General features: G+C 39.2%; 11 protein-coding genes. 3 read left to right on the top strand and 8 right to left on the bottom strand.

Annotated elements, in window-relative coordinates:
• Positions 1-2 precede the first annotated feature (2 nt).
• The 7 genes from NSQ77_RS16515 to mmgD all read right to left on the bottom strand — a co-directional run bounded on the left by NSQ77_RS16515 (position 3) and on the right by mmgD (position 9393).
• Entirely contained in the window at positions 3-869 is an 867-nt protein-coding gene (locus NSQ77_RS16515; RefSeq protein WP_339231047.1) for an ABC transporter permease, read from the bottom strand.
• A 59-nt stretch (positions 870-928) separates the two neighbouring features.
• Positions 929-1843: a nickel ABC transporter permease gene (gene nikB / locus NSQ77_RS16510; protein ID WP_339227139.1), complete on the bottom strand. Its 915-nt coding sequence runs from the start codon at positions 1841-1843 to the stop codon at positions 929-931.
• A 68-nt stretch (positions 1844-1911) separates the two neighbouring features.
• Positions 1912-3462, bottom strand: coding sequence for an ABC transporter substrate-binding protein (locus tag NSQ77_RS16505; RefSeq protein WP_339227138.1), 1551 nt, complete (start codon positions 3460-3462; stop codon positions 1912-1914).
• Between the two features lie 340 nt (positions 3463-3802).
• Complete coding sequence (locus tag NSQ77_RS16500) at positions 3803-5263, bottom strand: CoA-acylating methylmalonate-semialdehyde dehydrogenase (RefSeq protein WP_339227136.1); 1461 nt, start codon at positions 5261-5263, stop codon at positions 3803-3805.
• Between the two features lie 530 nt (positions 5264-5793).
• Positions 5794-6696, bottom strand: coding sequence for a methylisocitrate lyase (prpB, locus tag NSQ77_RS16495; protein WP_339227135.1), 903 nt, complete (start codon positions 6694-6696; stop codon positions 5794-5796).
• Positions 6697-6802: 106 nt separating this feature from the next.
• Positions 6803-8242: a bifunctional 2-methylcitrate dehydratase/aconitate hydratase gene (locus tag NSQ77_RS16490; protein WP_339227134.1), complete on the bottom strand. Its 1440-nt coding sequence runs from the start codon at positions 8240-8242 to the stop codon at positions 6803-6805.
• A gap of 41 nt (positions 8243-8283) precedes the next feature.
• The gene (mmgD, locus tag NSQ77_RS16485) at positions 8284-9393 is read right to left on the bottom strand and encodes a citrate synthase (protein ID WP_339227133.1); all 1110 of its coding nucleotides are present in this window, start codon (positions 9391-9393) and stop codon (positions 8284-8286) included.
• 191 nt (positions 9394-9584) lie between these two features.
• On the opposite strand from mmgD, the gene NSQ77_RS16480 reads away from it, so the two are divergent.
• The 3 genes from NSQ77_RS16480 to NSQ77_RS16470 all read left to right on the top strand — a co-directional run bounded on the left by NSQ77_RS16480 (position 9585) and on the right by NSQ77_RS16470 (position 12066).
• A complete protein-coding gene (locus NSQ77_RS16480; protein ID WP_339227132.1) occupies positions 9585-10454 on the top strand; it encodes a LysR family transcriptional regulator in 870 nt (289 codons plus the stop codon).
• 111 nt (positions 10455-10565) lie between these two features.
• On the top strand, positions 10566-11570 hold the full coding sequence (locus NSQ77_RS16475) for a DUF3231 family protein (protein ID WP_339227131.1): 1005 nt from the start codon (positions 10566-10568) through the stop codon (positions 11568-11570).
• A gap of 7 nt (positions 11571-11577) precedes the next feature.
• Positions 11578-12066, top strand: coding sequence for a hypothetical protein (locus NSQ77_RS16470; protein ID WP_339227130.1), 489 nt, complete (start codon positions 11578-11580; stop codon positions 12064-12066).
• Between the two features lie 104 nt (positions 12067-12170).
• On the opposite strand, the gene NSQ77_RS16465 is transcribed toward NSQ77_RS16470, so the two are convergent.
• Positions 12171-13262, bottom strand: coding sequence for a sugar diacid recognition domain-containing protein (locus NSQ77_RS16465; protein ID WP_339227129.1), 1092 nt, complete (start codon positions 13260-13262; stop codon positions 12171-12173).
• Between the last annotated feature and the right edge of the window lie 6 nt (positions 13263-13268).

Below are 13268 nucleotides of genomic sequence, written 5' to 3'. Positions count from 1 at the left end.
GTCTATTTTGTTCGGGGATCTAGAACATCACGGAGCCAGTCACCTAAAAAGATGATGCCGAGTACTGTTATGGTAATCGCGATACCTGGAAAAGTCGCCAACCACCAGCTTGTAGCTAAGTAGTCCCTACCATCACTTAAAACCGTTCCCCATGATACAGTTGGAGGCTGTATGCCCAACCCTAGAAAACTTAAAGACGATTCTAAGATAATCGTTGACGCTACACTTAATGTCGAAATAACAATAAATGTTGAAATAACATTAGGCAGCAGATGTCTTATTATGATTTTATTATTTTTCACACCAATGGACCTGGCCGCTTTTACAAAATCTCTTTCCTTTATCGATAAAACATCACCGCGCACCAGTCTTGCATACGATGTCCAATTTGTTAAACCAAGCACAATTATCAGCGTCATTATACTCGGACCAAAAACGGCTAAAAAGACGAGCGAAAATAGAATCGTTGGTATGGCAAGAAATGAATCTACAAAGCGCATTAGAATATTATCTAAGAAACCACCGTAAAACCCGGCAATTAACCCGATACTAACACCAATTATGCCAGATAAGAGAACTGCCACAATCCCGACAAGCAGTGATACTTGAGAGCCGTAAATAATTCGGCTTAAAATGTCCCTCCCAAGATTATCTGTTCCAAGTAAATGCTCTGCGCTTCCCCCTTCCATCCATGAAGGCGGCATATGCAAGCTGCCTGGATTAATAGCATTTGGATCATGTGATGCAAGGATTGGAGCACAAGTAGCTACGAAAACGATAAAAAGTACAATTAGCAACCCTGCTGTTCCTGTCTTACTTTTGAGAAGCAGCTTACTCCATCTTTTGAAGGTGCCGTTTCGCTTTCTCATATATGCTGTAGAATCAGCATATATTCTTTTTTTGGATTGTTCTTCCAATCTTACACCTCCTATTTCAATTTAATTCGAGGATCTAGGATGCGGTAAATGATGTCAGCTAATAAATTCATCAGTATGACAATCACAGCTATAACCATGACACATGCCTGAACAATTGCCATGTCACGCGTATTAACAGCCTGTATGAGCAATTGGCCAATTCCCGGCCACGCGAATACTGTTTCGGTAATTAAAGCTCCGCCAATCAGTGTTGATGTTTGTAAAGCGGTTATTGTTACAAAAGGAATAAGCGCGTTACGAAAAGCATGTTTATAAATTACCTGCAGTGACTTAATTCCTTTGCTTTTTGCTGTCCGTATATAATCCTGATTTAATATTTCAAGCATGCTGGAACGTATCAGCCTTGTCATCTCAGCAGCAATCCCTGTTCCTAATGTGACAGCTGGAAGGATAAGGTGAGCAAAACTCCCTCTTCCCGATACCGGTAGTACACCTAACATTACGGAGAAAAATAAAATCAGCATAATACCGAGCCAGAAATTCGGCATTGCTTTTCCAACAACTGCAGCACCAGTAGCGATTAAATCAATACTGGAATTTTGTTTTGTCGCTGACCAGACTCCAAATGGTATAGCGATCATAATCGCAATCACAATCGCGGCAATCGCTAACTCAAACGTAGCCGGCAGCCGTTCTAAAACGACAGATAATGCGTCTTGTCCATAGCGAAAGGATTCCCCAAAATCTCCCTGAACCGTACTAAAAACATAGTTGCCATACTGTGCATAAAAGGGTTCATTCAGTCCGAGAGACTCCCGCAGTTGTTCAATCTCTTCCTGGGTAGCATCATCTGGAAGCATGAGGGCAACAGGGTCACCAGCAATGAAAACGAGAATAAAAACAATAAATGAAATGATAAATAAGACCGGAATAATTTGCAGTATTCTTCTTACAATATAATTCACCGGCAGTCGTCACCTCCGAAGTTGCTTTGAAAGAAAGAGTGGAGCTATCCCCCCACTCTTCCTAATCATTATTTTTTAGTTATCGAATCAATATAAATCATCTCATCCATCGTTGGTGTATAATCAATTCGATCAACAACCCCTATATTTATTGACTCTTGATGCAGAACAAGATGAGCAACATCCTCAGCAAGCAGTTCTTGAATTTTTATATATTGTTCATTTCTTTCCTCAGCATCCATATTTTGCTCAGCAGCAACCAGCAATTCTTCTACTTCATCATTTCGGTAATCAAGCTGTCCGATAAAACGGTCAGCTCGGTAATAATCCAGGGCATTGGCGGCATCAAACATCGAATTGCCCAGTCCTAATAAATACGCATCTTTATTCTCTCCCGCGTTTCTTAGTTCAAGATAATTACTCCACTCCATAAACTCGATGTTCAAGGTGACCCCAATCTCAGCAAACATTCCAGCTACCATTTCCGCAATTTCCGCATCCTGCAAGTAACGCCCTCTTGGTGAATGAAGTGTCATTTCAAATCCATCCTTAAACCCGGCTTCGGCTAATAATTCCTTTGCTCTTTCCGGATTATAATTGTACGTATCATATAAATGTGCTGCATGGCCAACATCTCCCGGTCCTACACGTGTTACCGTTGGTGTACCAGCACCACCTAAAATATTGTCAACAATTGCCTGATTATCAATCGCTAAATCCAGTGCTTCCCGTACTTTTTTATCTCTTGTTGGATACCCTTCCGTCGATCTTAAAAAAATCATTAACGTTCGGTTAGAAATTCCTTGTGCCAAATAGGTCCCTTCATTTTCATTTACTCGCACCCAATCACTCGGCGGAATGTTAACAGCCATATCCACTCCACCTGTTAACAATTCTGAAACCCGTGTTGAATTCTCTGGAATAATCCGAAATACAATTTCATCCCATTCTTCATTTTTCCCATCAAAATAATCTGCATATGCTTGTAGTACAATCCGATCATCACGGGCCCACTCGACAAACTCAAAAGCTCCCGTGCCTATTGGATTTGCAAGAAAATGATCAAACCCATTTTCTTCAATATAAGTTGCAGGTAGAATACTTGAGCCAATTCTAGAAATACGATTTAACAGTGCTGGATCCGGTTCATGGGTATGAATACGGAAAGTCGTATCATCGATAACTTCAACCTCTTTAATTGTTTTATAGTTCGCATGATCGAGTAGCGTCGTATCAGTTGCTACACGTTCCAGCGAATACTTAACATCTGCGGAAGTTAAGGCGTCACCATTATGAAACGTAACCCCATCCTTTAATTTAAACTCCCATGTTAAATCATCGACATTTTCATAATTTTCCGCTAGGTCAGGCTCAATTTCTCCTGTGTCGTTATTTCGTTTAACCAAGTAATTAAACATGTTAATATGAATCGCTTCTGTTGATGTATTATTGTGATTATGAACATCAAACGATACCATGTCTGTTCCAAGTGCAATCGTTAACGTACGATTATCTTCGTTAACCTCATTTGTTCCATTGCTTTCTTCATCCTTACATCCACCTAAAAGCACAATAGCGATTAATAAAACATTAATGACCCAAAAGCGTTTTCGCTTCATTTTATTGCCCCCTTTGTCTTAAATAGCTTCTTTTTCTTTTGAAAATCTGAAAGCAGTATTGTACTGGCTGGTATCAAAGCGATTAGCAGAAATGTAGTTATATGGAGCTTGTGCAGTTGTGCAGAATAAACGTGGTTAAGGGAAAGGAGAAATTCTTAATCAGATTAAAATATCGAATATTTTCATTTGATTATATGTTGCCGGGTAAAAGTTGATGAGTAATTTTATGAAGCAGGTAATTTGAAATCTTAAATTTGTTTCGACACAGCAAAAAGATGAGTAAGATAGAATCATCCTACTCATCTTTATTGAATTAATAATACGCAAGATTACACGATACTTAAACCCATTTCGTCGTAATAACCTTCTTCCTCGTATAAAAATGCAATCCATCTTTTCCATTTGCATGAAGATCACCGTAGAAGGAATCTTTCCAGCCGGAGAATGGGAAGAATGCCATTGGTGCAGGTACTCCGATATTGACACCAAGCATTCCTGCATCAATTGTTTCTCGGAACCTGCGAACACTTCCTCCATCCTTTGTGAAAATACAAGCGCCATTCGCAAAACGCGATTGATTGGATAAATCAATTGCATCGTCTAAATTTTTCACACGGGCGATCGATAACACTGGTGCAAAGATTTCATCCTGCCAGATTTTCATTTCGGATGTTACGTTATCAAATATCGTCGGTCCAACAAAGTAGCCTTTTTGCTGAACTGCTTCATCATTTCGGCCATCACGAACGAGCTTTGCTCCCTCTTGTTCTCCAGTTTCAATATAGCTTAGTGTTCGCTCTTTATGTTGCTCTCGAATAACAGGTCCTAGGAAAATTCCATCATCTAACCCATTGCCAATTTCGATTTCATTAGCTTTTTGCGTTAACAGAGAAATAAATTCATCCGCAACAGAATCCTCTACCGCAACAACCGATGCTGCCATACAACGTTCACCAGCGGAACCAAATGCTGCATTCATGATTTGTGTTGTTGCATTATCCAAGTTAGCATCTGCTAGAACGATTGAATGGTTTTTCGCACCAGCTAAAGCTTGCACGCGCTTCAAATTATCCGTTCCGCGTTTGTATACATATTCCGCAACAGGCTGCGACCCAACAAAGGAGATTGCTGCTACTTTATTATGATCTAGCAAACCATTAACGACGTCATGTGCCCCATGCACAATATTAAACACACCCTCTGGTAAACCTGCTTCCTCTAGTAACTCCGCTAAACGGTTTGCTAAAAGCGGTGTACGTTCAGATGGCTTTAGAACAAACGTATTTCCAGTCGCGATTGCCATTGGGAACATCCAGCAAGGCACCATCATTGGAAAGTTAAATGGCGTAATCCCCCCAATGACACCAATTGGATATCGATACACACCAGACTCAAGCTCTGTTGCAATCGATGGCAGCTGTTCTCCCATCATTAAGGACGGAGCACCTGCAGCAAACTCCACATTTTCAATTCCGCGTTGCACTTCACCATAAGCTTCTGCATAACTTTTTCCATTTTCAATCGTAATGATTTTCGCGAGCTCTTCCCAATTGTCTACTAGTAACTGCTGATATTTAAATAGAATACGAGCACGTCTTGGTACCGCTACTTCTTTCCATGATTGGAATGCCTCAGCGGCTACCTGTACTGCATGATCAACATCCTCAAGTGTTGAAACAGGTACGTTTGCAATAACCTCACCTGTTGCAGGATTGTACACTGCCTCTGTTTTATCTGTATTCGCTTCAATCCATTTTCCACCTACATAGTTTTTTACTTCTTTTACTGCAGTTTGTGTCAATTGAAATCCTCCTATGCTTTTATATTTTTGAAATATAGATTTCTTTTAGTCTATCATTTTTTATCCCAATAGGTTGACTAATCTGCACCTACTGATTTCTTAGAATAATACGCTCCCTTTTCTTTGGGCCAAGGACTTTTTAGATTGCGCCATACTAGTTAAAAAGATTTCGTAAAACTGAAACAATTAACTCGATATCTTCAGCTAGAGGAGATAATGCTAATGGTTAAGATATAGTAATCGTATCTGCATTTTTATCAATAACAACGCGTTCTACTAAGTCTGGTTCTTTGGTTAGCTTATCTCCAACAAATGTCATTTTTAACCGTTGCTACAGATAATGGTAAATAAACACTCATTAAAGCGATATAACGCGGACAGCAGGACGCTGACCATCATTCTGTTTCCGTCCAACACTCGTCCATTCAGGGCTCCCAGTTGCAAAACAATCCATCATTTCCTAATAATTCACAAACAGACAAAAAAGACGAGGAATCTCAAATAAATTTCTCGTCTTCCATTCTATTGTATTAATCCTCTAATACCGTCTTCGCAATCGTATTATCCAATTCCTCAAAATCATCGTAGGAAATTGTTTTATAGAGCTCTTTTCTCGTTTGCATATTAAACACACCATCCGCTTGGGAGCCTTGCTCTTTAATCAAGTTAAAGATTCGCTCATATGCTTTCGCTGCTACTCTTAAAGATGTAACTGGATAGATTACCATCCGAAAGCCCATATTTTGAAACTCATCCGCGGTTATAAATGGTGTTTTGCCAAATTCGGTCATGTTTGCAAGCAATGGAACTTCTAGCTTTTTCGCAAAAAGGCGAAATTCCTCATCCGTTTGCAATGCTTCCGGGAATATTGCATCTGCTCCTGCTTGTATATAGCTCTGGGAACGCTCTATAGCAGCATCTATTCCCTCTACTGCTCTTGCATCCGTTCTTGCAATAACAATTAACGAAGGAGCTACCTCTTTAATCGCTTTGATTTTTTGCACCATTTCTTCCGTCGTTACAAGTTGCTTGCCATTTAAATGACCACATTTCTTCGGCAGCTGCTGGTCTTCAATTTGCACTGCTGCTACATTCGCTTCCAGCATTTCACGAGCAGTACGAGCCACATTTAACACACCGCCAAAGCCTGTATCGATATCAACTAATACGGGTAAATTTGTTGCCCTCACAAGGTCTCTTGCACGTTCTGCTACTTCCGTTGATGTAACAATTCCGAGATCAGGCAATCCTCTGCTTGCTGTGTAAGCTCCACCTGATAAATATAAAACGGAAAATCCTGCATCCTTTGCGATTAATGCTGCCATTGCATCATGCGCACCAGGTATTTGTAAAATGTTATCGGTAAGCATCTGTTCTTTAAACCGATCAGCTAATTCCTTCTGAGTCGATAGTTGGTCTACAATCCATGCCATAAACGTTCCTCCCTCTCGTTGAATATAAACAGAAATTCACAGGATGTTTATCCCATCTTGCCTTATTCTTTTCCTTACGCATATTGTTTTAGGAGATTACAGCCCTTTATTGCGCAATAAATAACTCTACAAATTCATTGACATTCATTTTTGCTAGCTTGTTGTAGTCATAGCTAACTTCTTCAATTTTCTTACGCTGTTTTTCCGTGTAATGTGTAGCAAGGTTTGCTGCATACTTCTCAATGATTTTAGGTATTGCTTCATCTCTGCGGAACCGATGTCCTAAAGGATATTCTCGCTCTACATTTTCCGTCACTGTGCCATCCGTAAAATGTACCTGCACCGCATTTGCTATCGACCGCTTACTCGGATCAAGATAATCCTCTGTGTAGGCTTTATTTTCTACAACAACCATTTTATCGCGCAACTGATCAATGACAGGATTTGCCGCAAAATCATCCTCATAGTGCTCGGCGCGAATATCTCCTTCTAAAAGCCCAATTGCTGTAATGTACTGCAAACAGTGATCACGATCGGCCGGGTTATTAAGTGGACCCTTTTTATCAATAATCCGAATCGCTGATTCATGTGTTGTAATCGTAATTTTATCAATCTCAGCTATACGATTGACTACTTCCGGATGAAGCTTTACTGCTGCTTCGGCTGCTGTTTGCGCATGGAATTCGGCTGGGAAAGAAACTTTAAACAACACATTTTCCATTACATAACTGCCGAGCGGCTGACTCAAGTTTAATTCTTGCTTATTAAATAATACATCCTGAAATCCCCAGCCTGGGGCAGTTAATGCTGTCGGGTAGCCCATTTCGCCTTTCATTGCCATCAATGCTAAACGCACTGCCCTGCTTGTTGCATCACCAGCAGCCCAGGATTTCCTTGATCCTGTATTTGGTGCGTGACGGTAGGTACGTAGACTGGAATTATCAATCCAGGCATTTGTCAGAGCATTTGTAATTTCTTCGTGACCGCCGCCAAGCATTTTTGTTACAACTGCTGTAGTCGCGATTTTTACATATAAGACATGATCAAGTCCGACACGATTCAAGCTATTTTCTAATGCAAGCACACCTTGAATTTCGTGTGCTTTAATCATCATTTCCAGTACCTCTTCCACCTTTAACGGCTCTTTCCCCTTCTGAATTCCAACTTGACTGAGATAATCGGCAACTGCTAAAATTCCACCTAAGTTGTCCGAGGGGTGTCCCCACTCTGCGGCAAGCCACGTATCGTTATAGTCAAGCCAGCGAATCATGGTTCCAATATTAAATGCTCCCTGAATTGGATCAAGTACATATGATGTTCCCGGCACACGAACACCATTTGGAACAACTGTACCAGGAACGACTGGTCCGAGCAGCTTCGTACACTCTGGATAATCAAGCGCAAGAATTCCGCATCCTAATGTATCGATTAACACATGGTGTGCTGTTGAATAAGCTTCTTCACTCGTTATTTCTTTATTCAATACGTAATCCGCAATTTCCTCTATTAACACATCTGCCTTTTTATAAGTATCCGTTTGCAACATCCTAAGCACCCTTCCCATTCCATTAATTTTTCTCTGCTTTATCAAACATGCCGTTCGCCAGTGTAATTAACCCGTGGCCGGAACAATCGATTATTTTCATGCTGTTCAATGACATGTGCTGCAAGCCCTGCTGTTCTCGCACTAAAAAAGATTGGCGTATACAGTGGAATTGGAATTCCCAGCTTCCAATAAACAGGTGCAGCATAGTAATCAAGATTTGGATAAAGTCCTTTTTCTTTCTCCATAACCTTTTCGCCAGCCTCACACATTTCAAGCAACAGATAATCCCCGTCTTTTTCACATAGCTGCCTTAATGCTTCTTTCGTAATCAATGCTCTTGGATCCATTTTTTTCATATATACACGATGACCGAACCCCATAATCTTTTCTTTCTTTTGTAGTTTCTTCAGTAGCAGTTCTTCAAATTCTGATACGGTTTTTACTTCATTTAACATATACATCACAGCTTCGTTTGCCCCGCCATGTAAATTTCCTTTTAAAGAAGCAATTGCCCCGGTTAACGCTCCATAGATATCCGAGTTCGTGGACGCAATCACACGTGCAGCAAATGTAGAATTCGGCATTTCGTGCTCACTGTACAATAGAAGCAAACGGTCAAAAATTTCTGCTTCCAGCTCAGAAGGCTTTTCACCAGTAATCATATATAAAAAGTTTGCGCTGTAGGATAAATCCTGAAGTGGATAAACCGGCTCTTGCCCATTAATAATCCGGTGACTATTTACTGTTATTGTCGGAAGCTGTCCCAGTAATTGATAGGCCCGTTTTTTATTAGCTGACAATGTTCGATCTTCAATTGCCTCATCGAATCCTGCCAGAACGGATAGACCAGTACGCATCCCATCCATTGGATGTGTTTGCTTCGGCAATAATCGAAGTACATCCATCACATTTGAAGGCACATCATAATAATCCTTCAATACCTCTTCTACCTTCGCTTTCTCAGCTGCTGTTGGCAGTTCCCCTTCTAATAAGAGATGTACGATTTCAGCATAATCTTTCTGTTTCGATAGCTCAATCAGATCATAGCCTTGAATAATGATTTGTTCCTTCTCCACATCAAGAAACGAAATGGACGTCTCTGCTGCAATTACCCCTTCCAGACCTGGCACATACTTTGCTTTTGTTTCCATGAATATCCCCCTAGCTTTTTTTAAAAATCCCAGAAAATACTATGACGAACAATCAGGTTCCCTACCTCCACCAAACAGATAGCGCTTTCAATAATTTTATTATAATATTGAATTGAAAATTATAAAAATATATAATATTAATAATTAGCCATTGATTTTTTCTATAGCTTATAAAAGTGAGGCGATTAAGGGTGAACTATCAGGATTGGGAAATGCTGGCCGCACTATATTCCACTGAAAATATTACAAAAGCAGCAGAGCATCTATTTTTATCACAGCCCACCTTAACATCAAGGATTCAAAAATTAGAAGAGCACTACGGTGTACAGCTCATTCTCCGAAAGCGCAGAGGTGTTACATTTACACCTGAAGGAGAGCATTTAGCACAGCATGCACAAAATATGCTTCGTGAGCAACGGAAGATTGAAGAGAAAATTAATAACATGAAAAATCAAGTAACAGGTACGTTACGAGTTGGTGTTTCGAATTTTTTTGCATTGAATAAGATGCCTAAATTGTTGCGGCTTTTTAAAAAAGAATATCCAAATGTTGAGTGTCAAATGGTAACCGGGTGGAGCAGTGAAATGCATCGGTTAATTTTAAATCATGAAGTACATATTAGCTTTATTAAAGGGGATTACCCATGGAAGGAAAAAAAAGAACTACTATACGAAGAAGAAGTATGTATTGCATCTCCATGGGATTTCAAGTGGGAGGATCTGCCGCGCATGCCACGGATTGATTATCGCACTGACGAGCATATGAAAAGCATGGTGGATGAATGGTGGTTCCATAACTATTCACAAAGGGCTAATATTACCATTCAAGTTAATCAAGTAGAAACCTGTAAAGAAATGATTGTAAACGGACTAGGCTACGCGATTATCGCAAATTTAGTTGTTCGTCCTTATACAGAACTTTTTATAAAACCAATTATGCTACCATCTGGAGAGCCAATGATAAGAAAAACATGGATGTATTATCATGAAGATGCATTACAAATGAACATTGTACGAGCTTTTATTCGATTTATTCAAACATTGGATGTGAAATCTTTATAACTCTCTGAAAGCCGAAACAAGAAATAGCTTATATCCGTGCATAAATAATATTATTAGTCAGAAACTAACGGAAGAAAATGAGCGAACACTTTATGAGAGGAATATATACGTATGGGAAATCATGATAACATTAAATTAACGGCTCCAGAAATTTCAACTTTATGGGCTGGCTATCAAAGTAATTCAATGGCCATATGTGGTTTAAAGTATTTTTTAATGCATGTCGACAATGAAGATATCCGCAGCATAATTGAAAATGCACTCACATTATCAGAACAGCAGCTTGAAAAAACAACCGACTTTTTCAGGAAAGAGGATTATCCAGTTCCACAGGGATTTACAGAGAAAGACGTAAATTTAAATGCACCCCGTCTATTCTCGGATAAGCTTTATCTTGCTTTTGTATTCAATATGACCATTGTTAATTTAGCCAGTCATGTTACATCTCTGACGACTGCTGTCAGAAGTGATTTACTGCAATTCTACGCTGATTGTTTATCAGACTCTGAAGAACTGCACATGAAGACTAAAGAATTTTCAAAAGAGATAGGTATCCATATCCGAGCCCCGCACTTGCCGGTTCCCAGCCAAATTGACTTTGTTAAGAAGGAAAGCTTTACTGCAGGATGGCTGACAGACAGACGCCCATTATTAGGGTCCGAAATAACAAATCTGGTGTTCAATGCACGAAGAAATTCACTGGGGCAAGCTGTTATGACCGGTTTTAGTCAAGTTGCCCAGTCAAAGGATGTACGAAAATATTTTGAAAGAGGCCGCGAAATATCCAAAAAACATATAGAAGTTTTTAACTCTATTTTAAGCAATAGTTATTTATCAGACGGTACAATCTTGCTGACTCCAGAAGTAACTGAATCTACTGAGCCCCCTTTTTCAGATAAGTTCATGATGGTTTTAACATCGTCATTAATTGCATCTGGTATTGGACAGTATGGTATGTCTATGTCCTTAAGTCCCAGACATGATATAGCTGTCCAATACAGCCGTTTAATGGTGGAAATAGCTAATTATGCAAATGACGGTGCTTCTATTATGATTGAAAATGGCTGGCTGGAACAACCACCAATGGCAGCTGATCGAAAAGGACTAGCTAAGTAGGTTAAAAATGGAAAAAAGGGCAGATTTAAAAAGTAAAAAACTTGAAGTACTTCTTTGGAGTATTGCTTTACCAGGATTCGGTCAACTTTTAAATCGTAAATATATGAAAGGTTTCGTACTAATTGGATTAGAGTTTTTAGTTAATGTAATGGGAAATTTTAACACCATTATTGTACTTAGCTTTAATATGAAAATCGAAGAGGCCATAGCACAGACAAATTATTTATGGCTCATGTTTTACCCATGTTTATATTTTTTTGCTATATGGGATGCTTATAAAGATGCCGGAGGTGGTGAGAAACCCTTTGCTTACCTCCCCCTTGTATTTTCAGCCTATTTTGTAACAGTAGGCTTAATTTTTTCTCCTACATTTACAATATTTGGTGTGTACATTGGTCCAATGTGGCTGCCTATTTTATTTCTGCCAATTGGATTAAGTGTTGGGGCTCTGATTCGAAAAGTTTTGGTTAAAATATATGAAAAAAGCTCAGGATAAACTTCTCTGCTGCCGGTTTTAAGTATTTTATACGAAACCGGCTAATGCAAAGAACTATCCATATTTTTCTTCCGTAGCCGTGCTTTACAGCTGTTAAGCTCATTTTACTCCTGTTCATAAATCCACAAAGCGACCTGCAAAATTAACGCATCATTAAATCTTCTCGGATCGTAGCCTGTCTCATTGGCAATCTTATTTATCCGATAAATTAGCGTATTACGATGCAAAAATAACGCATCAGCTGTTTTTTGGATATTCAAATCATTTGCGAAAAATGCCTTTAACGTTTCTGCTTTTATTTTGTCCACACATTGCAATATTCTGTTAGAGAACCTTTTTCCAACAGACTTATCAATTTGATGCAATAATGCCCTTACTTCTAATTGAGCAAATGAAATAATCTCTGTTTTCGGATCTCCTATTCTTAAGGCAAGCTTACAATCAGAGTATGCCTTATTTAATTGTTCCAATTCATGAAACATTAAGCTATAAGCCAATCTGAATTTCATCTTTAGCTTCTTTAAAAGCCTTGCAAGTGATTGGATATTAGTCAGCAGCTCCCTCTCTTCTAGTCCCGTTGCCGCAATAAAGATTTGATTAAGACTGATAAATCCAGTTATTACATAGGTTTCACCAAATATTTTTTCCACTCTCTGAATAAAATCCTGTTTCGGAATCGTCAGTTCATCTATTTGCATAACAATAGCTGAGAAAGGTGGGATAAGCTTTGCACGCAGCATACTTAGACCCCGGTTTATTACATCATAAGAAGGAGTACGCCTTAAGAGTTGTTCAATTATCATCTCTTTCGTTCGTTGCTTCCATTCAAGCTGTGAAGCGATAAATTCTTGTTTAATCATAAGCTCTGTCGCCATTCTTACTAATTCCGCAATGTCCCCCATTTCATTAGGATTTCCCGTAATCCCGATGACTCCAATTATTTTTTCCTGAAAAACAATTGGCAGATTAATTCCAGGCTGTGCCCCTTCCCATGCTTGATTTTGATGTGAATGAATTGTGAGTTCCTTTCCGCTCTTTAGTACTTCAACTGCTCCTTCATGAACCTTATGTAATCTATTTTCATCCTTTGAAGCAATAATAATTCCTTCCGTATTCATAATATTAACGTTGCGATTTAAGCGCAATGATGTTTCTTTTACGATTGCATCCGCAATTTCCTTTGTTATCATTTCCATAACCCT

The organism is Oceanobacillus sp. FSL K6-2867 (genome assembly GCF_037963145.1).
In the GTDB taxonomy this organism is placed as follows: Bacteria; Bacillota; Bacilli; order Bacillales; family Amphibacillaceae; genus Oceanobacillus.
Note: the sequence above shows the minus strand (reverse complement) of the source record. Positions and strands in the feature narration are given on the sequence as shown.